The organism is Mesorhizobium sp. M0011, from assembly GCF_040324155.1.
In the GTDB taxonomy this organism is placed as follows: Bacteria; Pseudomonadota; Alphaproteobacteria; order Rhizobiales; family Rhizobiaceae; genus Mesorhizobium.
Map to the genome: position 1 here is coordinate 18272 of NZ_JAMYVQ010000015.1, position 26938 is coordinate 45209.

Genomic DNA, 26938 nt, shown 5'->3' on the forward strand with positions numbered 1-26938 from the left:
CAAACATTGCCGGCGAGGTCGGTGACAATACCGGGCTCGCTGGTGAACGAAAAGGGGCCCTGCGTTGCGCAGGACCCCCTGACTTTGTAACCGGGATTACTTCAGTTCGTCGGCCTTGATGTAGCCGGAGTCGACGACCAGCGCCTGGTAGTTCGACTTGTCGACCTCATGCGGCGTCAGCAGGATCGAAGGAACGACCTTGACGTCGTTGTTGTAGGTCTTTTCATCGAGGCCGTCCGGCTTGCCGCCCGAGAGCACCTTGTCGACGAGTTCGACGGTGGCCTTGGCCAGTTCGCGGGTGTCCTTGAACACGGTCGAGTACTGCTCGCCCGAGATGATCAGCTTGACCGAAGCGGTTTCGGCGTCCTGGCCGGTCACAACAGGCCACGGCTGAGCCTCGGTGCCGTAACCGACGGCGCGCAGCGAGGCGGTGATGCCGCGCGACAGGCCGTCATAGGGCGACAGAACGCCATCGACGCGGCTGCCGTCCGAATAGTTGGCCGACAGCAGATTGTCCATGCGCGCCTGGGCGGTGGCGGCGAGCCAACGCAGCGTGCCGACCTTGTCCATGCCGGTCTGGCCAGACTTGATCTTGATCGAGCCGTCGTCGATCAGCGGCTGCAGGACGGAGATGGCGCCATTGTAGAAGAAGAAGGCGTTGTTGTCGTCGGGCGAGCCGCCGAACAGTTCGACGTTCCACGGCTTGGTGTTCGGGAAGCGCTCCTTGAGGCCCTTGACCAGTGAATTCGCCTGGATCACGCCGACGCCGAAATTGTCGAAGGTGGTGTAGTAGTCGACATTGGCGGTCTTCTTGATCAGGCGGTCATAGGCGACGACGACGACGCCCGCGTCAGCGGCCTTCTGCAGAGCATCCGACAGGGTGGTGCCGTCGATCGAAGCGATGATCAGCGCCTTCGGGCCTTTGGTGATTTCGTTTTCCAGCTGGCTGAGCTGGTTGGGGATGTCGTCCTGCGCGTATTGCAGGTCGACGGTGTAGCCGAGAGCCTCGAGCTGGGACTTGACGGCATCGCCGTCATTGATCCAGCGCTGCGAGGTCTTGGTCGGCATCAGCACGCCGACAAGACCCTTGTCGGCTGCGTGCGCCGAGTAAGTCATGGCAGCGATGCCAAGGGCCGCGACGGCGGCCAGTGTCTTGATGATTTTCACTTTAACTCTCCCTGTTTGATGGACGCGGCACCCCGGGGGTCGCGGGCCGCGCAATCGTGCAGAAGCGCCAAGGCACTGCTGCCGTCATATCGATCTCCGGTATCCTCCCATGGCCCCGAGACGCTGGTTCAATCGATACGATTTTTCTCGTCAGCGACCGTCACGTCTTGGAACGCGCGGAGGGTGTGGGTCTTTGCCATAACTGTCAAATGCGATCTTTGATGGTTGCTATATCATGGTTGGTATATGTATTGGGACGTGACGGGCTGACTCCAAGGTCGGCCTTACACGAGCAGAAGGCAGGGAAAAGCGATGGCGCGGCCCGGGAATCTGACAACAGCTTCAAATGGTTACAGAGAAGCACCGGGCGATGGCGAAACCCTGCTGCGCAGCGGTCTCAGTCTGCGTCACATGCGCATGATCGTCGCGCTCGACGACCACAGCCGAGTCAGCGCGGCAGCCCAGGTTCTGAACATTTCGCAGCCGGCGGCCTCGCGCATGATCGCAGAGATGGAGGCGGTGCTGGAGGTCAAGCTGTGCGAGAGGCTGCCGCGCGGTATCACCTTGACGCCATACGGCAAGGCTTTGGCGAGGCGGGCGCGCTCGATCCTGCTGGAGATGCGCGAGGTGGACCGCGAGATTTCCGAGCTCAAGGCGGGCAAGGGTGGTTCGGTCTTCCTGGGTGCCGTGACCGCGCCCGCAATCGAGCTGGCGGTGCCGGCAATTCGTGAGATCCGCCGCATCTATCCGCGCATCGAGATCACCATGCAGGTCGAGACCTCCAATGTGCTGGCACGCGAGCTGATCGCCACGCGTCATGATTTCATCATCGCGCGCATACCGGACGATCTCAATCCGCGGCTGTTCGAGTCGCGCGTCATCGGCGTCGAGAAGGCCTGCCTGATCGTGCGCCGGGGCCATCCGCTCACCAAGGGCGAGGCGGTGCGGCTGGAAGAGACCGCCGCCTATGACTGGGTCTTCCAGTCTGGCGGCTCGCCCTTGCGCCAGGCCATGGAGAGCAACTTCCTCAACCGCAACATCGCTTTGCCGGACCGTATCCTGAACACCAGTTCGCTGCTCCTGACCCTGGTCATGGTCGCGCAATCCGATGCCATCGCACCGGTCTCTGTCCAGGTGGCGAAATTCATCCAGAACCCTGACGGGCTGGCCGGCGCCATCGACGTCGTCCAGACCGAATTCGACATCGAGGTCAGGCCCTACAGCCTGATCACGGTGAAGAATCGCGCGCTGTCGCCGGCCGCCAAGATGCTGCACGACTTCATTCTGAGAGAAGTGGGATGATGGCTCGCTCGGGTAAGGTTGTCCGCGAAAGCACCGCCAGGCCGAGGCTAGAGCAGTTCACCGTTTCACGGAAACGGCGACCCGCTCTGACTCCTTGTTTTGACGCATTCCGGACGGAAAACCGTTTCACACTTTTCCTGGAATTGCTCTAGCGAAAAGCGAACTGGGAACATTGTTTCCCGCCGATGCGTTCATGATCTTGCAAGGGACGATTTCTCTGGAGGCTGAACATGCGCAGCTTCGAAATCATTGATCTGCTTTGCGTGATCGAGGCCTGCAAGCACGATCGATCGGTCGGGAATTTCGTTTCCATGGCTGAAGGCGTGGAAGAATTGCGGGTGTTGACCGGCGATTTCGTTTCATCGGATGACGTGGCAGCAAACGCCCTCGCAACGGTGGCGCTTGCGCGAGGCTGCTCGGTTGTGTTCGACGAACAGGCAGGCGCTGAAATGGTTCTGACGCCTTAGACTGGAGCGGGTAGAGGGAATCGAACCCTCGCGTTCAGCTTGGGAAGCTGACAAGCTACCATTACATCATACCCGCGTGTGCCCTCGTTACCATGAGGGTTAGCCTTCGGGCAATCGCAAAGCGGTCTGTTCTCACGACGGTCGTGCTGCGGATCACGGCGCGCCCGCCGCCGTGAATTGCCGTTTTGCCTCCGCGACCTTGTTGCTGGTGGCGAAGCTTGGCCAGTATTTCGAGATGGCCAGCGTCGCGCCGGCGGAAGAGAAGTGGCCATAGTCGAAGTAGAGAAATTCATTGGTCGTGGCATCGGCGTATGAACAACCTGCCGAGTCGCACAGATATGTCAGCGGATCTATGAAATCGGCCCCTTTGGTGAACGGCAAAACCCGTGCGTTGATGTCCGGATCCATAGCCATCGGCCAGGATGTGGTTCCGGCATGCTCCCGTTTCACCAAGAAAGCGATCTTCTGGACGTCGGCAATGAATTCCGGAGACTGGCCGACGGTATAGACCTTGACCCCCATCTCGCGAAGCCGATCGATCGTCTTCTGCAGGCCGTCGAAGCCCCTGGCCTGGTAGTCGGTCCATCGGCCGCTCAAGATCACCGCCTGGATGTTGGCGTCGCGGATGATCGACATGGCCCGTTCGTTGAAGCGGGTGCAGGCGGGCCGAGCATAGGAAAAATAGGTCAGGTCGGGCGGACAGCCGGCATAGGTGTATTGGATGACATTGGCCTGGATTTTCTGGGCGTTGGGCTCAAGTCCCGGAACATAATGGGCAGCGAAAGAATCGCCCCACAGCAGCACATTGGTGGCAAAGCCCGTTGTACGGGTGCAGTCGGCGAGGTTCCAGTCTTCGATGCGGGTCCCGTTTTCGTTGAAACAGATGCCGTTGCGCCAGTCGCCGACCCGGATACGTTCGGTCGAGAAATCCGGAAACCGTTGCGGGAAACCGTTGCCCAGTGCACCGGCCAAACCACCGGCGCACAGCAGCACGATTGCCGTCGCCGAAAAGGCGAAGATAGGCAGCGGGGCGGTATAGGCACGTTTGTGGCGGAAGGGTTGCTCGACATATTTCCAGGAGAATGCCGCCAAGGCGAAACTGGCCACCGTCATCGCGATAATCGTTGGCACACCGACAGTCTTCAGGGAGAGATAATGGACGAACGAGTTGATCGGCCAGTGGACGAGGTAAAGCGAATAGGAAATGAGGCCGACCCAGACCAGCGGCGCCAACCGAAGCACGCGAGTGGCGACAGATGCCGGCCTGTCGGCGCTATCCTGGCCAGCATAGATCAGCAAAGCTGTTCCGATGCACGGGAATAGGGCGTTGTAGCCGGGGAACGGATCGCTGTCCGAAATCATCACAAAGCCAAATGCAATCAGGGCAAAGCCGGCGAGGCCGATCAGGTCCGCCGCCAGCCGACTGGCTAGGACCGGAGGCTTCCGCAACATCAGCATGGCGCCCAGCGCCAGCTCCCATATGCGCGTCGGCAAGAGATAGAACCCTGCCGTCGGTGCCAGCGAGGTTGCTATGACTGCCAGGGCAAAGCTGCCGATGGCCATCGGCAGAAGTACCGTCAGCCAGCGCTTCGAGACGTATCGGTAGATCAGATAAAGGAGGATCGGCGCGAAGATATAATACTGCTCTTCCACCGAAAGTGACCATGTGTGCAGGAGCGGCCGCAGTTCGGCGTCGATGGAGAAATAGTTCGTCGTTTTCCAGAAATAGACGTTCGACCAGAAGGTCGAGGCGGCGATCACGCTAAGGCTGAATTCGTGGAGATCCGAAGGCAGAAGGATGAACCAGGCGGCAATGCTCGCGAGCAGGATGACGAAGGTCAGCGCCGGCAGGATGCGCCGTGCGCGGCGCCAGTAGAAGCGGCCGATCGAGAATTGGCCCCGCTCAAGATCATCGAGCAGGCTGCCGCTGATCAGATAGCCCGATATGACGAAGAAGATGTCGACACCGGTGAAGCCGCCAGGAATGGCGGACACGCCGAAATGGAAGAGCACGACGGGCAGCACCGCAACGGCCCGCAGGCCGTCGATGTCGCGCCGGTAGTTCATCCGGCCGGCTCGCGCGCGACCACCAGGATCCGTGCGGCCGCACCCGACACGCTCATGCGGCGATGCCTTCGGTCGTGCTGAAAATCCCGGCTCGTCGATCTCACAGGCTTACCCTCAGGCAGCAATTTTGCTGCGCTGCAACATGGGTGTCAAGGCATATATTGGCTGTCGCGAAATCCGCCAGGAACGCACCAGGATCAGACGCCGGGCAGATAGATTACCGCGTAGTCGTCCGAGTAGGCCCGTTTCCAGCCCAACTGGTCGAAGAAGGGAATGCGGCTGTCGTCGGCCGACAGCAGCGCCCAGCCTATTGCGTATTTCTTCAGGCGGGCTTCGAGGAGCGGCCTGCCGCCGCTTTGTCCTGTCTCGTTGTCGTTCTTTGTAAAACCGCCCAGGAACAGTTGGTCCGTCCGTCCGTCGATATAGGTCTTGAACCCGTGGAAAATCAGCGTGCCGCCGAAATTGTAGGAATTCAGCACGTTGCCGGATAGATGATGGCTTTCGGCGAATGCCAGCGCCCCGCTGGCCGACGTCTTCGGGCTTGGCGCGACCTGATAGGCACTGCCGAGCACGGCGACCGCGCCGATCAGCAAGACGGCTGCCGCGCCGCAGATCGCATAGAACCGCCTGGCGAGGAAATTTTCCAGTCCGTCGCGCTTTTCCGCCAGCCATGTGGTGGCCGAAAGCGAGGGATATTGCTGTGCGACCTCGACCGCGATCATCAGGGGAACCAGCAGGAAGAACAGATACATGAAACGCACATGGGCGAGATAGACATGCAAGGTGAAGACGACGAACAACGCCTTGGCCCAGCCAATTCGCAGCCGTGACACCAGAAGCCCGAAAAGCGCCAGCAGAATCGCAGCTTCCTGGACGGGGCCATCCGGCTGACTGAACGGTTTCCATTCCATGATCAGCGGCACGGCCTCATTGCCATAGGCCACGGTCAGGGTCGCCAGTATGGCCTGGACGCCATAGGGGTGGATCAGGCTGACCAGTGGGCAAAGCAGCCCGAATGCGATCCATTTCGCCACGAGGGCAGGTTTCGACAGGCCTGTGCGCTCAAGCAGATCGAGACCGGCGAAAGCCGCGATGACGAAGCTCAAGGTGAAGGTGGCGTGCAGGTTCGCCCACAACACAACCAGCACAAGCAGCCACCATGGCGGCGCCCGTTCTTCCCGTGCCGCACGAAAGAGCATCTCCGTCCAGATGACGATGATCGGGAACGTGAAGACATGCGGACGCGAGGTGAAAATCGGATTGATCAGGAACACTGCGGCGAAGGCCAGCGTAATCGCCAGCATCGGCTTCAGCCATGTGCTGAGAAACCACCCCATCAGGAGCACCGTCAGGGAGATCGAGGCGATGATCAGCGTGACCACCCCGTTCCAGCCTCCTGCCTGGTAGCCAAGAGCCAGCAGGACCTGCCCCAGCCATTCCTTGGCAATCCACGGCTGGCCGGCAAAAGTGTAGGAATAAGGGTCGACTGCCGGAAATGTCCGGTTTGCCAGGAAATCCAGCCCGACCTTGACTTGCCACCAACTGTCGGGATCCTGCAGGGTGGAACCGGCCTGGGCAGCCAGTGCTCCCGCCATCGCCAAGGCCGCAAGCAGGCAGAAGATCAGCCGGATGCGCTGCGAATCCTCGAATGACGGCAAGGCGTGCACAGTCGATTGAATCTCGCTCACATCATGCCCCAAAGCCATTGCATTGCACCTCAATCAAGGAATGTGGTCCATTGACGTCGCCCGAATGGCCGCTGCGCTACCATCCGTATTTCCCACGAACACAAAGCGGGCCGAACCAAAGTAGAAAATGATCGAGTAAAGGCAGTTTCCGGCCAAGTGGACGAATGGGTTTTCGAGGATGCCTGCCGAAACGGCGGCAACCACGATGGCCAGGTTGGCGCCATAGGCGACAACAAAAATTATCACATATCGTTGGGCGGTGCCGGGCCGAAAGCCCCCCTCTCTGTTGAAGGTCCATTGCCGATTGAGGAAGAAACCAAGGATGAGGCCGGCAGCATAGCCTGTTGCATTGGAAGCGATGTCACCAAGGCCCAGCGCAAGCCCAGCCAGTATTGTTGCATATCCTAGCGCGGTATTGAGCACCCCCACGGCGCCAAACCGCAACATTCTCAATAAATCGGATGGCAGACTTGACAGCATGCTGTTCCTGGTGTGCCAGCGCCTATCGGTAGAACGCCGTCTCAAGCACGTGCGGCCTTCTTTGCCATCTCTTGCAGGCGATGGACGGGCAGCTCCTTGTCCTCGGCTGCCTGGCTGCGCGAAACGATCTCGTTGACGAAATAAAGCGGCCGCCGCTTCGTCTCCATGTACATGCGCCCGAGATACTCGCCGAAGATGCCAAGCACCATGAGCTGGACGCTGCCCAGGATCAGCATGATCGCGGCAAGGCTGGTCCAGCCGGGCAAGACGTTTCCGACTGACCATTCGAACAGGGTGTAGCCGAGCACGACCAGCCCCAGAAGCCCGAACATCATTCCGAGCAGCGAGGCGAACCGCAAGGGTACGATGGAGAAGCTGGTCATCGCGTCGACCGCCAGAAGAAGCATTTTCTTCAGCGGATAGTGGGTGGTGCCGGCAAAGCGGCGGTGCCGCTCATAGGGAAAAGCCACCTGTCTCAGCCCGATCCAGCTCACCATGCCGCGAATGAACCTGTAACGTTCTGGCATCGCGTTCAGATGGTCGAGCGCGCGACGGTTCATCAGCCGGAAATCACCGGTATTCGGGGCTATGTCGACGTCGACCATCCGGCGCAGCAAGCGATAGAACATGGACGCGGAGGCGAGCTTGAACCAGCTTTCGCCATCGCGCGTCAGCCTCTGGCCGTAGACCACATCGAAGCCTTCGTTCATCTTCGTCATCATCGCGCCGAGCAGTTCAGGCGGATCCTGCAAGTCGGCATCGAGAATGAGAATGCGCTGGCCGCGACAGAATTCGAGCCCGGCGCTCAACGCGATCTGGTGGCCGTAGTTGCGGGCGAGGTCGATGGCGACGACATGGTCGTCCTTTTCGGCCAGTTGGAGAATGGCCTCGCGCGTACCGTCGGTCGCGCCATCGATGACAAGGACGATCTCGTAGGAAGGGCCTTGTTCAAGGCATGCGGCCGTTACCCGCCGGTGCAGTTCGGCCACGCCATCCAGCTCGTTGTAGCATGGTATGACCACCGACAGCATGACGCCGCGTCGCGCGGTGTTTCTCTCCGTCTCCACCAAAGCCTTGCTCCCGCTATTCGATTGGGAATAGCGGCAATTGGTTAGAAAACAGATAAGCCAATGGGATCGGCCGCAACCGTCGGCCGGCCATCATTTCTGCCGCACGCGGCCACCGACCGAACCGGCAACTCCATGCGAATGCGGGCGCCTTGCCAGGAGCCCGCCAATATCCGGATGGAGCCGTCGTGCAGCAGTGCGATCTGCCGGGCAAGGTTCAATCCCAGACCGGCGCCGCGCGATTGCGGCTGCAGGCGGTAGAAGGGCTCGAAAACATTCTCGTGCTCATCGGCCGGAATGCCTGGGCCTTCGTCGCGGATTTCGACGCCGCCGGTTTCATAGATCGCTATGGTGATCGTGCCGGAACCGCCGCCATGATCGATGGCATTGCGCACGAGATTTGCCAGCGCCCGCTCGATCTGCGGCACGTTGATCTCGACATGGACCTTGTTGGCTGTCGGCTCGAAGGCAAGATCGTAGCCTGCTTCGATGGCGAGTGGGGCAAAGTCGGCCGCGACCCGGCTGACAAGATCGCAGAGGTCGATGATTTGGCGCTGGTCCGCCGGGCGGTCGAGCAACTGGTGGTCGAGCAGCTGTTGCGCAAGATGCGACAGGCGCTCGATGTCATGCAGCAGGCGCGCGCTTTGCGGTTCCTGCTTCAGCAATTCGGCGCGCGTGCGCAGGATGGCGATCGGCGTGCGCAGTTCGTGCGCGGCGTCGGTGAGGAAGCGATTGTGCCGGTCATGGCCCTGGGCGAGGCGCGCCAGCGTCTGGTTGAAAGCATGCACGAGCGGCGCGATCTCCTGCGGCACATTCTTGACCGGCAGTTGCATCGCACGGGTGCCGATGTCGATGCGCGCGGCCTGCTGGACGGTGTCGACAAGTCCGGCAAACGACCGGCGCACGACGGCTGGCGTCGTCACCAGGGTCGTGGCTCCCATGACGAGGACAATCGGCAACAGCAGGATGACGATGATGGCCACGAGAGCGGGAAGCGCCTTCTCCCAGTTCCTGCTGCCATCCGGGTTCTTGGCGACGTCGATGCTGGCCGAAATGGTGACCTCGAGGCCCTCGGTCTCTTCCCGCGATGACCTTGTCGCGGCGATGATCTGAACCGTGCCGGCCTTGGTCGAAACCCTTTCGAGATAGGCCTCCGGCCTCAAATCATCTTCGGAAAATCCGATGGTGGCGTGATCGGCCTGGCCCAGCAGATCGCCAAAATTCCTGGTGTAGACGTCGGGTATGCTGCCGAAGCGGATGCTCTGGCCGCTGTTGTCGCGAATGATGTACCAGACATTGGGGAAACCCTCACGAAACGAACGCAGCCCGTCGGTCTCATGGACGATCAATATGCCGTTGCCGTCACGATCGACGGCATCCTTGAGGGCGGCGACGGCAGCTTCGTTGTCGACAAGAAGCCGCGGATTGGCGATCCATAGCGCGGCCGCGCACAGCACGATGAAGACAAGGAGTGTCGCCGCCTGCAGCAGGATCATCCGCCGCACCAGCACCCATTGCAGCGATCGCGTGCGCGGCTTCTTCACGAGGCGGCCCGCAAGAGATAACCGAGGTTGCGGATCGCCCTGATCTCGATACCGGCAGCGACGTCGTCAAGCTTGCGACGCAGCCGCGAAATGTGCGCATCCAATGCATTAGAGCCGATCTCGTCGTCGAGAGCATAGACGGCTTCTTCCAGCGTCCCGCGCATAATCGTCCGGCCCGGCCTGCGGATGAGCGTTTCGAGCACCAGCCGTTCGCGCCGCGGCAGCTCCAGCGTCTGGTCCTCGACAAGCGCCTCGCGATGGCGAAAATCATAGGTGAGGCGGCCGACCACCGTCTGGTGGGCGCGCGTGGTGAACGAACGCCGGTGCAAGGCATTGAGCCTGGCAACCAGTTCCACCGTGGCGAACGGCTTGACCATGTAGTCGTCGGCGCCGGCATCGAGCCCCGCCACGCGATCGTCGAGCCCGCTGAGCGCCGTCAACGCGATCACCGGCACGTCCAGATGCAAGGCCCGCAGGCGCGGGATCAGGCTGAGGCCATCGCCGTCCGGCAGCCGGCGGTCCAGCACCACCGCGTCATGGTGGCCGAGCCGCGCCACGGCTTCGGCATCCGCCAGTGTCGCGGCATGGTCGACGATGATGTCCTGGCGCTCGAGCGCGGTCTTCAGCACCGAGGCCATTTCCGGCTCGTCCTCGATCAGCAGGATGCGCATGCGCACTCTCCGTCACAGGCAGCCGGCACGCTGTGGCAATTCATTCGCATTCCAGCTTCTGTTGACGAAAATTGGTGATGAACCATCGGCCGCCCGAGGCGCGGGCATAGAACGTATAGAAGCATTCCTGGCGCTCGATATAGCCAGGCGTTTCGGTTTCTTCGTAGACGGTTCCGTGTTTTGTGTGGCGAACCTCGCCGCTGGAGGTCCCGGAAACCGCGTTGGTGGATATTGTCCGCCACTGATAGGCCCGCTCGCCCCGACCGAGATCAACGACGGCGGTCGGCGGCCCGTAGTCCAGAATGACCGATTCGACCGGTTGCCCGATGTAGTTCTTCATAATGTCGGAGGCGCATCCCGTCAGCACCAGCACGATTGCGACGAAGAACGCCTTGGAGATCCACACCAGATGGTTTGCGCTGCGTTTGGACATATCCGATTCCCGTCATCAAGGTTATCCGCGGCACCGAATGCATGTCGCCCAAAAGTGGCCCCGGTTTTGGGGACAACGACATGCACAAAAACAAAAACCTGAAGCGGGCCGCATGATCCGCTTCGATGCGACGCGCTTTAGGGTGTGAAGATTGCATCGACATTACGCAGGACCTGGCACACAAATGCGGTCTGCCGACACGCGTCGACGCCGGTGCGGATGGACGCAAAGCAATTGCGCGGCCCCGTTGCATCCGGGCGCCGCGCAAGGTCGTTCGAGCAAAATACAGACGGGTTCAACGGAACCCATGGCCTGCCCTAGAACCGGTAGTTGATGCCGGCCTTCAGTTCATGGCTGCCGATCGTCGCCTTGGATTTGCCCAGGGCGGACGTCGTTTCGACGCCTGGGGTGCGCACATAGTCATACTCGACCTTGGCCGAGAGGCCGCCGGCAAAACCCTGCTCGATGCCGCCGCCGACCAGATAGCCGAGTTTCCATCCGTCGGTGCTGCTTACCTTGTCGCCCTTGTCGAATTTGGTCATGGCGACGCCGCCGGTTCCAAACAGCAGCGTCTGGTCGAAGCTCAAGCCGGCCTTGGCCTTGGCGGCTCCGCGCCACTTTTCCTTGATCTTGCCGCCCCGGACGTCGTGCTCGGCGCCACCAAGATAGGAGCCCTCGATCTCGGCACCGAGAACCGCTGGACCCATCTGCTGGTTGTAGCCGGCCTGAACGCCGCCGCTGAGACCATTCCTGCCGGCAAACGGGTTCGGCATCCCGGTGAACGCCGTGCCGCCATGCACGCCGACATAGGCGCCGCTCCACTGGAACGCGGGGGGATCATTGTAGGTGGGCGAAAGGTCGGCGGCCATCGCCGGCCCTAGGAGGCATACGGCAAGGGCACTTGCCGTCAGGATGATCTTTGCTTGAGAGAACACTGCATTACTCCACACACGCGCGCATCCGGCAATCGATGCGCAGGTTAATTCCCGAAGAACTCGACCGTTGGGGCGGTCGGGCTCCGATTTAGCGTCTTTCAGGGATGGTTGCGCGGTCCTGGGACTGGCTTTCGCCAGCTGTGGTAGGGGGGTCAGAGCGCCCGCGCGGCCAATCACCTGAAAGACGCCGACCGTCTCGCAGGCGAAAATTGCACGCACATTGCGGGAAGTCGAAAAATGAAGATTTTTCGCTTTATTTTCAAGATATTAAAGCGGTTCTGTTTACGCAAATTTAACAGTCTGGCGCGGGTTTGGCCAGTTCAGCAGCACAATCTTGCCATGCAATCGCTCGGTGGAGGCCTTTGGCATCCCGCAAAACTGCCGGCTTGAAGCGGGCAAGCCAAGTGCGTATGTCTGGGCCGAAGCCCTCGAGTCTGGGTACCTCAATCTGGAGACGGGCCTTGTCCGCATTGACGCGCTTCCTTGGCGACTCGCCGCTCAAGGTGATCCTGAAACTGCTGGTGGTGTCTTTCCTCGTCGGCCTGGTCATGAATGCCTTCGGCTGGTCGCCGATGGATGTGCTCTACGGCATCCGGAAGTTCTTCATGGACCTGTGGAATCTCGGCTTCCACGCCATCGACCGCTTCCTCGGCTATATCTTGCTGGGCGCGGCTATCGTCGTGCCGGCGTTCATCTTGTTGAGGATCGCCAACTACCGGAAGTAGAGCATGATCCCGAAAAGTGGGAACCGGTTTTCCGACAAGACCGTGCTTGAAAAGGACTATCAGGCGTAGCCCGCGGCGACCTCGAACAGGATGGCGTGGCGCGCCGCATTGACGCGCTTTCTTGGCGACTCGCCGCTCAAGGTGATCCTGAAACTGCTGGTGGTGTCTTTCCTCGTCGGCCTTGTCATGAATGCCTTCGGCTGGTCGCCGATGGATGTGCTCTACGGCATCCGGAAGTTCTTCATGGACCTGTGAAATCTCGGCTTCCACGCCATCGACCGCTTTCTCGGGTATATCCTGCTGGGCGCGGCTATCGTCGTGCCGGCCTTCATCCTGTTGAGGATCGCCAACTACCGGAAGTAGAGCATGATCCCGAAAAGTGGGAACCGGTTTTCCGACAAGACCGTGCTTGAAAAAGGACTATCAGGCGTAGCCCGCGGCGACCTCGAACAGGATGGCGTGGCGCGCCGCGAGTGCGGGCACATCCGTTGAATAGCCACCTCCGATGACGCCGCACACCGGAACGCCCTGCGCGCGAAAATGGCTGATGACCATGTCGTCGCGGGCGCGCAGGCCGTCATCCGATAGCGACAGCCTGCCAAGCCGGTCCGCGGCATGGACGTCGACGCCGGCATTGTAGAACACGATGTCCCAATGGGCCTGGGCGGACAGTTCCGGCAGGATGTCGGCGAGCCTCTCGAGATAGGCGGCGTCACCCGTGCCGTCGGGCAGCGCGACATCAAGGTCGGAGGCGATCTTGCGCACGGGATAGTTGCGGTCGCCATGCATGGAAAAGGTGAACACGCGTGGATCATCGGTGAGAATATCCGCCGTGCCGTCGCCCTGGTGCACGTCGAGATCGACGACCAGGATGTTGCGTGCCGCGCCTTCGGCGAGCAGGACCAGCGCGGCGACGGCGACATCGTTGAAGGTGCAGAAGCCCGCGCCTTGCGCGCGCCGTGCATGGTGGCTGCCGCCGGCGGTGTTGCAGGCGATACCGTGGCGCAAGGCGAGCCGCGCCGCTAGCACGGTGCCGCCGGTGGCAAGCTGCGCGCGCAGCGAGACGCGGGGTCCGATCGGAAAACCGATCTCGCGCTCGATCTTCTCGGGCACGCGGCAGTTGACGACCTGGTCGACATAGTCCGCCGCATGGGCAAGCTCCAGCCATGACGCTGGTGCCGGTTCGGCGGTGCTGAGCGCGTCGGGGCCGGCGAGGCCGCGCGTACGCAGCGCCTCCATCAGCAACGGATATTTGCTCATCGGAAAGCGATGGTTGACGGCGAAGCCGGCGTCGTAGTCGGGATGATGGACGATCTGCAGAGGCATGAAATCGTATCCGGCTGGCTCACGCCAGACCGGGATTTCGGTTGGCCGTCAAGGGATAGGTGATTGCGCGGTGGCCGGAAAATGGGGCACATCGACGGTTCTATCAAGCCGCAATCAGCAAGGCAGCAATCCTTGGACAAAGGTGCAACACCAGCCGACGCCGGATCCCCTATCCACGCGGGATCCCCGATCCACCCCGGATCATTTGTCGTCACCAACCGCTCCGTGCTCGCCATCGCCGTGCCGATGACGCTTGCCTATCTGACGACGCCGATGCTCGGCCTGGTCGACACGGCTGTCATCGGCCAGTTCGGCGATGCCGCCCTGCTCGGCGGCCTTGCGGCCGGCGCACTGATCTTCGACGTCGTCTTCACCTCTTTCAATTTCCTGCGCTCGGGCACCACCGGGCTCGTCGCCCAGGCTTTCGGACGCGGCGATGCCCTGGAGGAGCAGGCGGTGTTCTGGCGCGCCGTGCTAATCGCGGTTATCGCCGGCATCGTGCTCGCTGCCCTTGCGCCGCTGGTCGCCATCGCCGGGCAAAAGTTCATGGGCGCCGAACCGCGCGTCAGCGAGGCAATGGGCGTCTACATCAGGATCAGGCTGCTCGCGGCTCCCTTTTCGCTGATCAACTACGCCATCCTTGGCTACGTGCTGGGGCGTGGCGAGGGCGGGCTTGGGCTGGTGCTGCAATTGGTGCTGAACGGCATCAACATCGCGCTCTGCTTCCTGCTTGGGCTGAAACTTGGCTGGGGTGTCGCCGGCGTTGCCTGGGCGACCGTCACCGGTGAGTTCCTGGCCATGCTGCTCGGCCTGGCGATCGTGATCCGCCGGTTCCGGGCTGCCCCATCCTTGCCGCGCCACCGCCTGCTCGACATGGCCGCCTTCCTGCGCATGATGTCGCTCAACCGCGACATCATGATCCGCTCGTTCTCGCTGCTCGCCGCCTTCGCATTGTTCACCCGCCAGGGCGCGCAGTTCGGCACGGTGACGCTGGCCGCCAACGCCGTGCTGATGAACTTCTTCCTCGTCGCCGGCTATTTCCTCGACGGCTTTGCCACCGCCGCCGAACAGCTGGCTGGCCGTGCCGTCGGCGCGCGCGCCGCCGCACCGTTCCGCCAGGCCGTCCGGCTGACGCTGTTTTGGGGTTTCGGACTGGCGGGAGCCGCGACGCTGGTAATGCTGTCTGGGGGCGCCAATCTGGTCGCACTCGTGACGACATCGGAGGAAGTCCGTTCGGTGGCCGACATCTACCTGCCGTGGGCGGCATTCACGGCGCTGAGCGGTGTGCTGGCGTTCCAGATGGATGGCGTCTTCATCGGCGCGACCTGGTCCCGCGACATGCGCAACATGATGCTTCTGTCGTTCCTGGTTTTCGCGGCCGCGCTGCTGACCCTTGCGCCCGCCTTCGGCAACAATGGACTGTGGGCGGCGCTGCACGTCTTCCTGCTGGTGCGAGGCTTCAGCCTGCTGACGATCCTGCGGCTCAGGGTACGGACGGCGTTTTAGACGATGTCCCCCGGAAGGCCCTGCGCCGTCCAGGCACCGAACGACACCTGTTCGCGATAGGAATTTTTTCTTGACTCGGTGACCTCAGCTATGGTACATATTTGTTTATGGTGCTGATTTGCGCCAGTGACCCGCCGCACAGGCGGGTTTTTCGTTTGATGCTTCGTCAGCCAACGCCCCGGCGAGACTCCGAAGGAACCCGTTAACCCGGGTTCGTTGCCAATGCTGTGCGGTCGGATGCACTTGCACTTCCAGTCGATTTCCAACAGACTTGATGCACCAATTGTTCCAGGGCGAGCTTATGCGAAGCTACCTGCCATATGTCTTGGGCGCGGCGCTGGGATTGCTCGCTGCGTTCATTCTCTCCGCGGTTTCTGGCATCGGCGGCACCGCGCAATTGCTTCTCTTCGGGGTGTTGCCTGCCATCGGCGGCGCCATTTGCGAGCGGGCCGTCAGTCGCAATCTACGCTCCTGAGAGCAGTTCAGAGTTGCCTGGACCCCCACAAGTCGAGGCGGCTGTCGCGCAACTCGCAAATCGACTTCAGCCGTTCTTTTTCGACGAAACGGACCATTCCGGAAAGAATACGGCCTGGCAGTGAAGGCCCGGCATAGATCATGCCGGTGTAGAGCTGGACCAGATCAGCACCCGCACGGATCTTGTCCAGCGCCGTATCGGCGGAATCGACGCCGCCGACGCCGATGATGGCGCGGTCCGGTCCGAGCAGTTTGCGCATCTTCGCCAGCACGATGGTCGAACGCTCGAACAGCGGCTTGCCGGAGAGTCCCCCGGTCTCGCGCGCGGTGTCGCCGCGGCGCAGCGGCGGCCGGGAGATGGTGGTGTTGGAGACGATGACGCCGTCGATCCGCTTCTCGGTGACCTCGGCGGCGATGTCCTCCAGCTCGGCCTCGACCAGATCCGGCGCGATCTTCAGGAACACCGGCGGCTGCGCCGTTCCCGTGGCGCGCGCGGCCATGACCCGCGACAAGAGTTCGCCGAGCTGCTCGCGCGCCTGCATGTTGCGCAGGCCCGGCGTGTTGGGCGAGGAGATGTTGACGGTGAGATAGCTGGCGTATTGCGCAAACCGGGCGACACCGCGCTCATAGTCGCCGATTCGGTCGCTGCTGTCCTTGTTGGCGCCGATGTTGACGCCGACGATGCCGGAGCGGCCCTTACGTGCGGCAAGGCGCTTTTCGGCCGCTGCATGGCCTTCATTGTTGAAGCCCAGCCGGTTGATCACCGCATCGTCGGCAGTCAGCCGGAAAATACGCGGCTTCGGATTGCCGGTTTGCGGCAGCGGCGTGATCGTGCCGACCTCGGCGAAGCCGAAACCCAGCCCAAGCAGCGCGTCGGGCACCTCGGCGTTCTTGTCATAGCCGGCCGCCATGCCGAGCGGATTGGGGAAATCGAGGCCGCAGACGCTGACCTTCAGCCTGTCGTCGCGGACCGCCGGCGCACCAACCGGAACGCCGCATCGCAAGGCGGCGATTGACAGGCCATGCGCCGTTTCCGGATCGAAGGCGAACAGCAGCTTCTGGCCGAGCCGGTCGAGCACGCTCATTGCCCCTCCAGTGCCGGGAACTGGTGCACACCATCGGCGCCAAGCGGCAGTGGTCGGACCGACAGCACTGCTTTCAGGTCCAGAACGTCGTAGAGATGCGGAAACAGTTCGCCGCCGCGCGAGACCTCGTATCTCAGCGCGGCGCCCAGGCCGGCGCCGTCGACGGCGACCAACAAAAGGTCTGTCTGGCCGGCAAAGTGCTTTGCCGCCGTTTCCCTGACCTGTGCTGCCGTGGAGAAGTGGATGAAGCCGTCGGCGACATCGATCGGCGCGCCGGTGAAGCGGCCATGCGTTTCGGCCTCGCGCCATGGCGCTTGCGGGGTTATCTTGTAGATAATCTGAGACATGGTTGCGCTATAGAGCAGTTCCAGGAAAAGTGTGAAACGGTTTTCCCGGGAAAAGCGCATAGCGCTTTCCCTTGGGAATTGCGTCAAGAAGATTCCGAACCAGCCATTCGGGAAAGGCCATGCCAAGGGTCTTCCCCATTTCCGGCGCAAACATGCGATATCTGAGGCCTTGGCCATGGAGGACAACATGCGTCTGCAGCACATCTTGATCCCCGCCGCGCTCGTTTCGCTGATCGCGGCTTCAGCTTACTCGGAAGAAACCGACCGCTACCGGCTGGAAAAGTCCGATAACGGCTTTGTCCGTATCGATACGCAGACCGGCGCCATGTCGATTTGCGAGGAGCGTTCGGGCCAGCTCGTCTGCAAGATGGCGGCCGACGAACGCGCTGCTTTCCAGGACGAGGTCGACCGCCTGCAAACCTCGATGAAGGCGATGGACGAGCGCGTCACCAAGCTCGAGAATTCGCTCTCCGCCCGCCTCGAATCGAAACTGCCGAGCGAGGAGGATTTCAACAAGACGATGGGCTACATGGAGCGCTTCCTTCGCGGCTTCATGGGCATCGTCAGGGATATGGACAAGGACAACGGCGCCCAGCCCAATTCGCAGAAGACCTGAGCGCTTCAACCAAGGGAAAACGCGGGGCGCTGGCTTTGCCGCTTGAAAACAGCGCGCCGCCCCGCATAATCGCCCACTGATCCCGAAAAAGCTAAACCCATAGGGGATTCGGGGAGGGACATTTGCCGGCAGGCTATTCTTTCGTCATCGCCGACGATCACCCGCTGTTTCGCGGTGCGCTGCGCGAAGCGCTCGCCGGCATCGGCAACGTCGCCGCCATCCACGAAGCCGGCGATTTCGAGAGCGCCAAGGCGCTGGTCGTGGCCAACGAGGACGTCGATCTGGTGCTGCTCGACCTGTCGATGCCGGGCGCCAGCGGGCTCTCCGGCCTGGTCTCGCTGCGCGGCATCCATCCGGCGGTGCCGCTGGTCGTGGTGTCGGCCCACGACGATCCGGCGACCATCAGGCGGGCGCTCGACCTCGGCGCTTCCGGCTTTATCTCCAAATCGGCCAGCATGGAAGAGATCCGCAGCGCCGTGCAATCGGTGCTTGCCGGCGACATCGCAGCACCAGCCGGCGTCGATCTCGGCATCGAGCGCGATCCCGAAATATCGGACCTTATCAAGCGGCTGCAGGCTTTGACGCCGCAGCAGACACGGGTGCTGGGCATGCTGGCCGAGGGCCTGCTCAACAAGCAGATCGCCTATGAACTCGGCGTATCGGAGGCCACTATCAAGGCGCATGTCTCCGCCATCCTGCAGAAGCTCGGCGTCGACAGCCGCACGCAGGCGGTGATCCTTCTGTCCAAGATCGGCAGCGACCCGCTGCAGCCGGCGGGTTGATCGCCAGGGCGCCTGTTCAATCAGAACATTGTTCAATCAGAGCACTGAACCTCCGTCCGCCGCATCGGCCGCGCGTTGAAGCTTGCGAAACTGATGGCGGCCATGATCCAGACGCCGATCCCGCCATAGAGCATGACCCAGCCAAAGCCGTTGCGCAGCGCATCCGGGGCGACGGTCCCGGCGAGCCCGGAGATGGGATTTCCAGCAGCGATAGCTTCGGCGAGAAGACGCAATTGGGCAGCGTCGAGGTCGGGCAGCGCATGCCTCAGATGCGCCAGCACACCGCTGGCCAGGATGAAGCCCATCACCGCGATGTTTACCGCCAGCGAAACCATGCGGGCGCTCATGTCGATGCCGGAGGCCATGCCGGCGCGGTCGCTCGAAACGGAACCCGTCGTCGTGTTGGTGACAGGTGTGTTGGTTATTCCCAGACCCATCCCCGCGATCAGGCAGCCGGGCAGCATCGTCAGCCAATCCGGCTGCGCGGCGGCGCTGCCGAACTTCATCAGGATGAACCCGACGCCGATGATGACGAGGCCCGCCGGAATGATGATGCCGGGCCGATAACGCAGCGAAAAGCGCTCTGCCAAGGGCGGCAGCACAAGCGTCGGCAGCGTGTAGGCAAGCAGGGCAAGGCCGGTGGAGACGGTGTCATAGCCGAGCCCGGCGTGGAACCAGATCGGCAGGTAGATCATGAAAGGCCAATAGCTGAGGTTCATCGCCGCCGAGCCGACGATGGCGCCGGAAAAGGGTCGGATCCGGAAGACCGAGAAGTCGAACATCGGCCGCTGGCTGACCTTCTCGGCAATGAGGAAGGCGATGAAGCTCACTATCGAGATGCCGAGGATCGCCAGCGCGGTTGGGCTGGAGAAACCCAGATCCGGCCCCTGGATGATGTAGAAGACGAGACAGAAGACCGACGGTGACAGCGTCAGGATGCCCGCTATGTCGAGCTTGCCCGCCTGCGGGTCCTTCGATTCGTGGACGCCCATCAGAGCGAGGGCGAATGCCAGCGCAGCAACCGGCACGTGGACAAGAAATACCCATTGCCAGCTCGAGACCGCGACGATGCCGCCGCCGATGATGGGGCCGAAGCCGAGGCCGATGCCGAAGATGACGCCCCACCAGCCCCATGCGACGGCGCGTTCGCGCCCTTCCCGGAATTCATGAGACAGCACGGCAAGCTGGCAGATCAGCATCGCACCGCCGCTCAGGCCCTGCAGAAACCGGGCGACGATGAGCGTGGAGACGCTTTCGGCGACGCCGCAAATCAGTGATGTCAGGCCGAAGGCGGCGATGGCGACCAGAAAGACACGCTTGCGCCCGTAACGATCGGCGATCGTGCCGACCGCCATCAGCACCGTCGTGACCGCGATCGTATAGGCGTTCATCACCCATTGCAGTTGCTTGAAGTCGGCATGCAGCACCTGCTCCAGTGTCGGCAGGATCGTGGGAACGCTTGAAATCTCCAGACCGAACATCAGGCACGCCAGGCAGGCGGCAAACAGAACGATGATGCCGCGGCGGGTCAGGGCAGTGGGCATGGTTCAACCTTTCGAACGTATTTGTCGGCAATCGGCGAATCCATTGCAGCTCGCCCGGCGCGCGTATGGCCCAGGGTAGGCGAGGCTTGATCATTTTAGAATTGCATGGTTGGCTATTTCAGAGACAACAAGTGCGGATAGCTGACATGACGCTGGACGTAGACGCTGTGAAAACATTCGTCGCCATCGCCGATCTTCAGAGCTTTACGCGGGCGGCCGAGGCTCTTGGCAGCACGCAAGGGGCGATCAGCGTGAAGCTGAAGCGGCTGGAAGAGCGCGTCGGCCAGAAATTGATCGAGCGCACGCCTCGGCTGGTGCGCTTGTCGGCGCAGGGCGCGGTGTTTCTCCAGCCCGCACGCGACTTCCTCGCGGCACACGATCGCGCCATTGCCAGCCTGTCTTCGGTGCGCCGCCGCTTCACACTGGGCATCGCCACCCATGTCGGAGGCGCGGAAGTCCCGACATTGCTGGCGCGGCTCAACGCGCATGACCCGGCGCTCACCATCGAAGTGCGGCTCGATGATTCACACGACCTGCTGGACGCTTTCGATCGCGGTGAGATCGACGCGGCGATCATCCGCCGGGAGGACGACCGGCGCGATGGTGAAGTGCTGGCGCCCGAACATTTCGGCTGGTACGCCGCGCCCGACTTCATCCACCGGGCCGACGAGCCGCTGCGCCTGGCGGCATCCTCGCCATCCTGCGGTATCCGCAACATCACGACCCGCGCGCTCGACGCTGTCGGAATACCGTGGACGGAGGTGTTCCTCGGCTGCGGCTCCTTCGCCGTCGCGGAGGCCGTCTCGGCCGGCCTCGCAGCCTCGGTATTTTCCTGCCGGCTTGCCCCATCCGGCACCATCGAGGTCAGCCGGAAATTCGGGCTTCCGGCGCTGCCGCCTTCCGAGATCGTGCTGCTTTCGACGCTGACGGACGCCAAGTCCCGCGAGGCGCTGAGGACGCTTGCAATGGCCTTTCGCGAGCATCGTCCGCCTGTGGCGGGCAATGCCGGACGGCCCCGGTTCCGCAGTTCCCAGATGGTCGACGGCCTGGCCTAGAGCAATTCTAGGAAAAGTGTGAAGCGGTTTTCCGTCTAGAATTGCGTTAAAACAAAGAGTTAGAGCAGAACGCCGTTTCCGTGAAACGGTGAAATGCTCTAGGACGCCACCCTCGGACACCAGGGCTGAGACCGGGCGCCTTTGATGCTATTCGGCCGCCGGTGCCAGCGGCCTGACCCTGGCCATCATCGAGCGCAGTACCGCTGGTTTGAGCGGTTTGTTGATCACCGCAATCTCGAGCCCGCCGGCGGCCGTGCGCACCTCGTTGGAGCGGTCGGCTGTGACCAGCACGGCCGGCAGGTTGTCGCCATGGATCGCGCGCAGCCTGACGACGAGTTCGAGACCGGTTTCGCCGTCGAGATGGTAGTCGGCAAGAACGATGTCCGGGCGGTGTATCTTCGCGGTCTCCAGATCCTTTGAACCGGCCACGGTGTCGACGTTGCAACCCCAGCCTTCGAGCAGGAGCCGCATGCCTTCGAGGATGCGGGCGTCGTTGTCGATGCACAGCACGTGCAGCCCGGCCAGCGAAGCCGTCGCGCGGGCAGGAGCCCTGGTTTCGATCTCGCGCCGCGGCTCCTGCACGGCCGCCACGGGCAGGATGACGGAGAAGCGCGTGCCCTTGCCAGGGGTGGAAAAGATCCGGATCTCCAGGCGCAGCACCCGGGCGATGCGGTCGACGATGGAGAGGCCGAGACCGAGGCCTTCGGCCTCGCGCGCGCCCTCGTCGAGCCGGGTGAATTCGCGAAAGACGGTGTTCAGCTTGTCGCCGGCGATGCCGATGCCGGTGTCGATCACTTGGATCTCGGCCAGTTCGCCGCGCCGCCTGACGCCAACCAGCACGCGGCCGTGGCGCGTGTATTTGATGGCGTTGGAAACGAGGTTCTGGATCAGGCGGCGCAGCAGATTGCGGTCGGTCGTCACTGTCAGCGATGACGGCATGATGGTCAGCGCGAGCTTCTTTTCGGCGGCGAGCGGCCGGAAGTCGTTGCCGATCTGGCGCAGCAATCCGTCGAGGTTGAAGGCGGTATCGTCCGGCTTCATTGCGCCGGCATCGAGGCGGGAGATGTCGAGCACGGCGCCGAGAATCGTCTCGACCGATTCCAGCGAGGATTCGATGTTGACGGCCGCCTTGCCGGCAGGCCCCTTGCCGGCCTTCTCGATCAGCGAGGAGCAATAGAGCCGGGCGGCGTTCAGCGGCTGCAGGATGTCGTGGCCGGCGGCGGCGAGGAAGCGCGTCTTGCCGAGATTGGCCTCCTCGGCCAGCATCTGCGCCTGCGCCAGCTCCTCGTTGACCCGGGTCAGTTCGATGGTGCGGGTCTTGACGCGCTGCTCCAGCGATTCATTGGCACGCTTCAGGGCCAGATCCTGTTCCACGCGCCCGGAAATGTCGGCATAGGTGGCGACAATGCCGCCGTCCGGCATCGGGTTGGAGCGGAGTTCCAGGATGCGGCCCGAGGTTTTCAGCTCCATCTGCCACGGGCTGACGAAACTGGTCAGCCGGTTGAGCATGGCCACGCGCTGATCGGCAGGGATGTCGCCGCGTTCGGCGAGATGGCGCAGGATGCGGTCGAGCGAGACGCCGACCTGGCCCATCTCGTCGGGCAGGTCGAACAGCGCCCGGTACTGGCGGTTCCAGCAGATCAGGCGGAAATCGCGATCGAAGACGGTGATGCCCTGTTCCATTTGGTCGAGCGCGATCTGCAACAGGTCGCGGTTGTGCTGCAGCGCCTCGGTGGCGTCGTCGAGCAAGCGGAAGGCATCCCTGGATTCGCGGTCGTGGCGCCGAAACAGCAGCGACAGGATCAGCCGCGCCGAGGAGGAACCGACGGCGCTGGCCAGCAATTGCTCGGAGAAGCGGATGACGTCCATGCTCGCCTGCTCGTTGCCGTGCAGCGAGGCTCCGTTGGTCTTTTCGAACGACTGGAAAGAGCGCTCGGTGCGCTCGACGCCGAGATAGCGCCCGATCGTGTCCTTCAGGTCGTTGACGGTGATGGCGGTGCGGAAGCGGCGCAGGCTTGGCATCGGGCCGGCATCGCGCGGCACGAAGATCGACGCCTGGATGCGTTCCAGCGGCACCGATGCGCGCGACAGCGAGCCGAGCACGAAGAACACCGCGTTGAGCGACAGGCTCCACAGCACGCCGTGGTTCAGCGGTTCGGCGACGGTGCCGAACAATGCCTGCGGCCGCAGCGCCTCGAAGCCGAACAGCCCGTGCACGATGATGCCGGTATCAGGGGCGGCAAGCGATGGAAACAGCAGCGTGTAGCCCCAGACGAGGATGCCGGCGACCATGCCAAGTGCCGCACCCCGGCCATTGGCGCCGCGCCAGATCAGCCCGCCGATCAGGGCGGGCGCGAACTGCGCGATGGCCGCGAACGACATCAGGCCGATCGACGACAGCCGCGCGCTGTCGGTGCTCTCGCGATAATAGAGGAAGGCGATGAACAAGAGGATGAAGATCGCCCCGCGCCGCACATTGAGGATCAGCGTCGACCAGTCCTCCGTCTCGGAGGTCGAGGTCTTGAGCAGGCGGCGCACGAACAGCGGAATGACGAGGTCGTTGGAGATCATGATCGACAGCGCCACGCTTTCGACGATCACCATCGCCGTCGCCGCCGACAGGCCGCCGATGAAAGCCGCCATCGCCAGCAAATCATGGCCGCTGAACAGGGGCAGCGACAGCACGTAGAGATCGCTGCTGGTTCCGGTGCCGACCAGCGAAAGGCCGGCGAAGGCGATCGGCAGTACGAACAGGTTGATCGCCACGAGGTAGAGCGGAAACACCCATGTCGCGGTGCGCAGTTCGGCCTCGCCGCGGTTCTCGACGATGGTGACGTAGAACTGCCGCGGCAGCATGATGATGGCAAAACCGCTGAGGCACGTCAGCACCAGCCAGGTGGCGAGCGAGGTGTTGTAGCTCATCGCATGTCGGACCTGCGCGTTCTCGGCGAGCTTGTCGAACATGTCGCCCGGGCCGCCGAAGATCAGGAAGGTGACCATCAGGCCGATCGCCAGGAAGGCGGCGAGCTTGACGACGGTTTCGACCGCCACCGCCAGCACCAGCCCGTCCTGGTGTTCGGTGGCGTCGGCGTGACGGGTTCCAAACAGCACCGCGAACAGCGCCAGGAGCATGGCGACGACCAGAGAGATGTCGCTGACGAAGGGATCGAACGAAGGCGGCGATCCCGTATAGTGCTCGACCATCAGGCTGACCGAACCGGAGATCGCCTTCAACTGCAGTGCGATATAGGGCACCGCGCCGATGGTGGCGATCAGCGTGGCGATCGCCGCGACGGTGAAACTCTTGCCGTAGCGTGCGCCGAGGAAATCCGCGATCGAGGTGATCTTCTCGGTCTTGGCCAGCCGCACGATGCGGTTGAGCAGCGGGAAGCCGAACACGAAGACGAGCACCGGGCCCGTATAGATGCCGAGGAATTCGAGGCCGCGTTCGGAAGAGAGGCCGACCGAGCCGAAGAAAGTCCAGGATGTGCAGTAGATCGCGAGGCTAAGTGCGTAGATGAAAGGCCGCCCCCGGCTCGGCCCTGAAATGGCCGAGCGGCGGTCGCCGAGGCTGGCGATGGCAAACAGCAGCGTCACATAGGCGACCGCGATGATGACGATGAACAAGCCCTGCACGCCTGGACTTTCCTCCTCTGCCGCGTTTTATCCGGCTTGCCCGGACGCAACCACAGCTTGGCGTCCGAGTCCATTGCGGCTTTGGAAGCATGATCGCGACCGCGATATTCAGACAGTACAAGCAAGGTGCCGTCAGGTAAGAAGAAAGCGGTTGTTTTCTCCCTTTTATCGATGTTGCAACCGGAGGTTTTTGTTATGTTGCCTCAGGTCGATGCCGCAAGGACGGAAACGGCAGCTTGGCCAGTCACGACAAGGAGGGTCGAATGCTGAAAGAATTCCAGGAATTCATTTCCAAGGGCAATGTGATGGACCTTGCGGTCGGCGTCATCATCGGCGCGGCCTTCGGCAAGATCGTCGATTCCCTTGTCAACGACATCATCATGCCGATCGTCGGTGCGATTTTCGGCGGATTGGACTTCAACAACTATTTCTTCGGATTGTCCTCAGCCGTCAACGCGACCTCGCTGGCCGATGCCAAGAAGCAGGGCGCGGTCTTTGCCTATGGCAGCTTCATCACCGTGGCGCTGAACTTCCTCATTCTCGCGTTCATCATCTTCCTGATGGTCAAGGCGGTGAACAACATGCGCAGGCGGCTTGAGCGCGAGAAGCCCGCTGCTCCGGCCGCTCCGCCGCCAGCCGACGTCGCGCTGCTCACTGAAATTCGCGATCTGCTCGCCAGGCGCTGACCACGGGCAGCATTTGCTGGACCAAAACCCCGGTCGTTCGCGGCCGGGGTTTTCTGTTTTCGCATCTGGTATGGACCGCTGACGAAAACCGCTGACCAAAACGGACCCGCCAATGACCCTGATCGACAGCTTGCGCACCGAGGCCCGTGCGGCACCCGAAAGCGGCATTGTCGCCGTCGTCAATTACGGCCGCCTGCGCGAAGGCATGATTCCGCTCTGGGCCGGCGAGGGCGACCTGCCGACGCCAGCCTTCATCACCGATGCCGCGTCGAAGGCGTTGGCCGGCGGCGAGACATTCTACACTTGGCAAAGGGGCATCCCCGATCTCAGGCAGGCGCTCTCCCGCTACTATGCCAGGCATTTCGGCAAGACCTTCCCGGAGGAAGAATTCATCGTCACCGGCTCCGGCATGCATGCCATCCAGCTGGCGCTCGACGCGCTCGCCGGCGCCGGCGACGAGGTGGTTTATCTGTCGCCGGCCTGGCCGAATTTCGATGCCGCAGCAGCGATAGCGGGAGCCGTTCCAGTCGCGGTCACGCTCGATCATTCCGGCAATGGCTGGTCCTGCGACGTCGAGAAGATCGCGGCTTCGATCACGCCACGCACAAAGGCGCTGTTCATCAACACGCCGTCGAATCCGACCGGCTGGACCGCCGATCATGAGACCTTGCAGGCCATCCTCGATCTAGCGCGCGCGAAAAACCTCTGGATCATCGCCGACGAGATCTATTCGCTTTTCCACTATGGCCACGGCCGCGCGCCGTCCTTCCTCGACATCGCGTCGGCGGAAGACCGCATCCTGTACGTCAATTCCTTCTCCAAGAACTGGGCGATGACCGGCTGGCGCGTCGGCTGGATCAAGACGCATCCGAGCTTGCAGCAGGTGTTCGAGAACCTGATCCAGTATTCGAACTCCGGCGTCGCTCAGTTCATGCAGCGCGGCGCGGCCGCCGCCCTTGACGGGGGCGATGCCTTCGTTGCCGAACAGGTGGAGCGGGCGCGCAAGGCGCGTGACCTTGTCTGCGGCATCCTCGGTGCCACGGATCGTGCTCGGTTCACCGTGCCGCAGGGCGCGTTCTATCTGTTTTTCACTGTCGACGGCATCACCGATTCACGCACCGCTGCCTTCGACATTGTCGACAAGGCCAATGTCGGCCTGGCGCCAGGCACCGCTTTCGGCCCCGGCGGCGAGGCGTTTTTGCGGTTGTGTTTCCACCGCCGCCTCGACCAGATCGAGGAAGCGGCGCACCGGCTGGCAAATTGGATGAAGGCTATTTGAGCCGCCGACGAAGCGCGGATTGAAAATCGCTCCGGCGAGCCAGATAGCCGCCGGAG

Annotated in this window: 24 protein-coding genes, 1 tRNA gene and 1 pseudogene; 11 read left to right on the forward strand and 15 right to left on the reverse strand. The window is 62.4% G+C overall.

What is annotated here, in order from left to right; all coding sequences use genetic code 11:
• Positions 1–96: 96 nt before the first annotated feature.
• The gene (chvE, locus tag NKK51_RS17475; protein ID WP_023813878.1) at positions 97–1167 is read right to left on the reverse strand and encodes a multiple monosaccharide ABC transporter substrate-binding protein; all 1071 of its coding nucleotides are present in this window, start codon (positions 1165–1167) and stop codon (positions 97–99) included.
• A 312-nt stretch (positions 1168–1479) separates the two neighbouring features.
• Between chvE and NKK51_RS17480 the strand changes: the two genes are divergently transcribed.
• Both NKK51_RS17480 and NKK51_RS17485 read left to right on the forward strand, forming a co-directional pair.
• On the forward strand, positions 1480–2469 hold the full coding sequence (locus tag NKK51_RS17480; protein WP_128305263.1) for a LysR family transcriptional regulator: 990 nt from the start codon (positions 1480–1482) through the stop codon (positions 2467–2469).
• Positions 2470–2699: 230 nt separating this feature from the next.
• A complete protein-coding gene (locus NKK51_RS17485) occupies positions 2700–2936 on the forward strand; it encodes a hypothetical protein (protein WP_127266711.1) in 237 nt (78 codons plus the stop codon).
• Between the two features lie 2 nt (positions 2937–2938).
• Here the strand turns inward: NKK51_RS17485 and NKK51_RS17490 are convergent.
• The 9 genes from NKK51_RS17490 to NKK51_RS17530 all read right to left on the reverse strand — a co-directional run bounded on the left by NKK51_RS17490 (position 2939) and on the right by NKK51_RS17530 (position 11821).
• Positions 2939–3012 (reverse strand) — tRNA-Gly (locus tag NKK51_RS17490).
• Between the two features lie 77 nt (positions 3013–3089).
• Complete coding sequence (locus tag NKK51_RS17495; protein ID WP_352554076.1) at positions 3090–5003, reverse strand: acyltransferase family protein; 1914 nt, start codon at positions 5001–5003, stop codon at positions 3090–3092.
• A gap of 197 nt (positions 5004–5200) precedes the next feature.
• Positions 5201–6691 (reverse strand): hypothetical protein, encoded by a 1491-nt coding sequence (locus NKK51_RS17500; RefSeq protein ID WP_352554077.1) that lies wholly within the window; start codon positions 6689–6691, stop codon positions 5201–5203.
• 33 nt (positions 6692–6724) lie between these two features.
• Entirely contained in the window at positions 6725–7171 is a 447-nt protein-coding gene (locus NKK51_RS17505; RefSeq protein WP_352554078.1) for a GtrA family protein, read from the reverse strand.
• A gap of 41 nt (positions 7172–7212) precedes the next feature.
• On the reverse strand, positions 7213–8202 hold the full coding sequence (locus tag NKK51_RS17510; protein ID WP_206535300.1) for a glycosyltransferase family 2 protein: 990 nt from the start codon (positions 8200–8202) through the stop codon (positions 7213–7215).
• 80 nt (positions 8203–8282) lie between these two features.
• Positions 8283–9782, reverse strand: a complete 1500-nt coding sequence (locus NKK51_RS17515) for a sensor histidine kinase (protein ID WP_352554079.1) — start codon at positions 9780–9782, stop codon at positions 8283–8285.
• Positions 9779–10453, reverse strand: coding sequence for a response regulator transcription factor (locus NKK51_RS17520; protein ID WP_128305258.1), 675 nt, complete (start codon positions 10451–10453; stop codon positions 9779–9781). The genes NKK51_RS17515 and NKK51_RS17520 overlap by 4 nt, the downstream gene beginning before the upstream one ends.
• Before the next feature lie 40 nt (positions 10454–10493).
• Positions 10494–10886, reverse strand: a complete 393-nt coding sequence (locus NKK51_RS17525) for a hypothetical protein (protein ID WP_352554080.1) — start codon at positions 10884–10886, stop codon at positions 10494–10496.
• Between the two features lie 317 nt (positions 10887–11203).
• The gene (locus tag NKK51_RS17530) at positions 11204–11821 is read right to left on the reverse strand and encodes an outer membrane protein (RefSeq protein WP_128305256.1); all 618 of its coding nucleotides are present in this window, start codon (positions 11819–11821) and stop codon (positions 11204–11206) included.
• A gap of 410 nt (positions 11822–12231) precedes the next feature.
• Here NKK51_RS17530 and NKK51_RS17535 point away from each other — a divergent pair, with 410 nt between their 5' ends.
• Positions 12232–12546, forward strand: coding sequence for a DUF6460 domain-containing protein (locus NKK51_RS17535; protein WP_196815359.1), 315 nt, complete (start codon positions 12232–12234; stop codon positions 12544–12546).
• Positions 12547–12636: 90 nt separating this feature from the next.
• A pseudogene (locus NKK51_RS17540) lies at positions 12637–12909 on the forward strand (DUF6460 domain-containing protein).
• A gap of 60 nt (positions 12910–12969) precedes the next feature.
• On the opposite strand, the gene NKK51_RS17545 reads toward NKK51_RS17540, so the two are convergent.
• Positions 12970–13872 (reverse strand): histone deacetylase family protein, encoded by a 903-nt coding sequence (locus NKK51_RS17545; protein ID WP_352554081.1) that lies wholly within the window; start codon positions 13870–13872, stop codon positions 12970–12972.
• A gap of 132 nt (positions 13873–14004) precedes the next feature.
• Between NKK51_RS17545 and NKK51_RS17550 the strand changes: the two genes are divergently transcribed.
• Positions 14005–15378, forward strand: a complete 1374-nt coding sequence (locus tag NKK51_RS17550; protein ID WP_352554082.1) for an MATE family efflux transporter — start codon at positions 14005–14007, stop codon at positions 15376–15378.
• A gap of 301 nt (positions 15379–15679) precedes the next feature.
• On the forward strand, positions 15680–15853 hold the full coding sequence (locus NKK51_RS17555) for a hypothetical protein (protein WP_164748943.1): 174 nt from the start codon (positions 15680–15682) through the stop codon (positions 15851–15853).
• 7 nt (positions 15854–15860) lie between these two features.
• Here the strand turns inward: NKK51_RS17555 and NKK51_RS17560 are convergent, their stop codons facing one another.
• Both NKK51_RS17560 and NKK51_RS17565 read right to left on the reverse strand, forming a co-directional pair.
• A complete protein-coding gene (locus tag NKK51_RS17560) occupies positions 15861–16937 on the reverse strand; it encodes a quinone-dependent dihydroorotate dehydrogenase (protein WP_352554083.1) in 1077 nt (358 codons plus the stop codon).
• Positions 16934–17284: a DUF952 domain-containing protein gene (locus NKK51_RS17565; RefSeq protein WP_352554146.1), complete on the reverse strand. Its 351-nt coding sequence runs from the start codon at positions 17282–17284 to the stop codon at positions 16934–16936. Before NKK51_RS17565 ends, NKK51_RS17560 begins: the two co-directional genes overlap by 4 nt.
• A gap of 187 nt (positions 17285–17471) precedes the next feature.
• Between NKK51_RS17565 and NKK51_RS17570 the strand changes: the two genes are divergently transcribed.
• Both NKK51_RS17570 and NKK51_RS17575 read left to right on the forward strand, forming a co-directional pair.
• A complete protein-coding gene (locus NKK51_RS17570; RefSeq protein ID WP_023813892.1) occupies positions 17472–17900 on the forward strand; it encodes a hypothetical protein in 429 nt (142 codons plus the stop codon).
• 122 nt (positions 17901–18022) lie between these two features.
• Complete coding sequence (locus tag NKK51_RS17575; protein ID WP_023813893.1) at positions 18023–18682, forward strand: response regulator transcription factor; 660 nt, start codon at positions 18023–18025, stop codon at positions 18680–18682.
• A 32-nt stretch (positions 18683–18714) separates the two neighbouring features.
• On the opposite strand, the gene NKK51_RS17580 is transcribed toward NKK51_RS17575, so the two are convergent.
• Positions 18715–20226 carry an MFS transporter gene (locus NKK51_RS17580; RefSeq protein WP_352554084.1) on the reverse strand — a complete coding sequence of 504 codons (1512 nt, stop codon included), beginning with the start codon at positions 20224–20226 and terminating at the stop codon, positions 18715–18717.
• 146 nt (positions 20227–20372) lie between these two features.
• On the opposite strand from NKK51_RS17580, the gene NKK51_RS17585 reads away from it, so the two are divergent.
• Entirely contained in the window at positions 20373–21281 is a 909-nt protein-coding gene (locus tag NKK51_RS17585) for a LysR family transcriptional regulator (protein WP_023813895.1), read from the forward strand.
• A 147-nt stretch (positions 21282–21428) separates the two neighbouring features.
• Here NKK51_RS17585 and NKK51_RS17590 read toward each other — a convergent pair whose 3' ends face one another.
• Positions 21429–24917: a PAS domain-containing hybrid sensor histidine kinase/response regulator gene (locus NKK51_RS17590; RefSeq protein ID WP_352554085.1), complete on the reverse strand. Its 3489-nt coding sequence runs from the start codon at positions 24915–24917 to the stop codon at positions 21429–21431.
• A 263-nt stretch (positions 24918–25180) separates the two neighbouring features.
• Here NKK51_RS17590 and mscL point away from each other — a divergent pair, with 263 nt between their 5' ends.
• Complete coding sequence (gene mscL, locus NKK51_RS17595; protein ID WP_023813897.1) at positions 25181–25603, forward strand: large conductance mechanosensitive channel protein MscL; 423 nt, start codon at positions 25181–25183, stop codon at positions 25601–25603.
• 112 nt (positions 25604–25715) lie between these two features.
• Positions 25716–26882, forward strand: coding sequence for a pyridoxal phosphate-dependent aminotransferase (locus NKK51_RS17600; RefSeq protein ID WP_352554086.1), 1167 nt, complete (start codon positions 25716–25718; stop codon positions 26880–26882).
• The last annotated feature ends 56 nt before the right edge of the window (positions 26883–26938 follow it).

Excerpts from the sequence above, each read along its gene's own strand:
- NKK51_RS17535 (WP_196815359.1), top strand. The coding sequence starts at position 12,232 with ATGTCTGGGCCGAAGCCCTCGAGTCTGGGTACCTCAATCTGGAGACGG.
- NKK51_RS17555 (WP_164748943.1), top strand. The coding sequence starts at position 15,680 with ATGCGAAGCTACCTGCCATATGTCTTGGGCGCGGCGCTGGGATTGCTC.
- NKK51_RS17520 (WP_128305258.1), bottom strand. The coding sequence starts at position 10,453 with ATGCGCATCCTGCTGATCGAGGACGAGCCGGAAATGGCCTCGGTGCTG.
- NKK51_RS17485 (WP_127266711.1), top strand. The coding sequence starts at position 2,700 with ATGCGCAGCTTCGAAATCATTGATCTGCTTTGCGTGATCGAGGCCTGC.
- NKK51_RS17495 (WP_352554076.1), bottom strand. The coding sequence starts at position 5,003 with ATGAACTACCGGCGCGACATCGACGGCCTGCGGGCCGTTGCGGTGCTG.
- NKK51_RS17510 (WP_206535300.1), bottom strand. The coding sequence starts at position 8,202 with ATGCTGTCGGTGGTCATACCATGCTACAACGAGCTGGATGGCGTGGCC.
- NKK51_RS17570 (WP_023813892.1), top strand. The coding sequence starts at position 17,472 with ATGCGTCTGCAGCACATCTTGATCCCCGCCGCGCTCGTTTCGCTGATC.
- NKK51_RS17480 (WP_128305263.1), top strand. The coding sequence starts at position 1,480 with ATGGCGCGGCCCGGGAATCTGACAACAGCTTCAAATGGTTACAGAGAA.
- NKK51_RS17580 (WP_352554084.1), bottom strand. The coding sequence starts at position 20,226 with ATGCCCACTGCCCTGACCCGCCGCGGCATCATCGTTCTGTTTGCCGCC.
- NKK51_RS17505 (WP_352554078.1), bottom strand. The coding sequence starts at position 7,171 with ATGCTGTCAAGTCTGCCATCCGATTTATTGAGAATGTTGCGGTTTGGC.
- NKK51_RS17600 (WP_352554086.1), top strand. The coding sequence starts at position 25,716 with ATGACCCTGATCGACAGCTTGCGCACCGAGGCCCGTGCGGCACCCGAA.
- NKK51_RS17545 (WP_352554081.1), bottom strand. The coding sequence starts at position 13,872 with ATGCCTCTGCAGATCGTCCATCATCCCGACTACGACGCCGGCTTCGCC.
- NKK51_RS17565 (WP_352554146.1), bottom strand. The coding sequence starts at position 17,284 with ATGTCTCAGATTATCTACAAGATAACCCCGCAAGCGCCATGGCGCGAG.
- NKK51_RS17560 (WP_352554083.1), bottom strand. The coding sequence starts at position 16,937 with ATGAGCGTGCTCGACCGGCTCGGCCAGAAGCTGCTGTTCGCCTTCGAT.
- mscL (WP_023813897.1), top strand. The coding sequence starts at position 25,181 with ATGCTGAAAGAATTCCAGGAATTCATTTCCAAGGGCAATGTGATGGAC.
- NKK51_RS17525 (WP_352554080.1), bottom strand. The coding sequence starts at position 10,886 with ATGTCCAAACGCAGCGCAAACCATCTGGTGTGGATCTCCAAGGCGTTC.
- NKK51_RS17585 (WP_023813895.1), top strand. The coding sequence starts at position 20,373 with ATGACGCTGGACGTAGACGCTGTGAAAACATTCGTCGCCATCGCCGAT.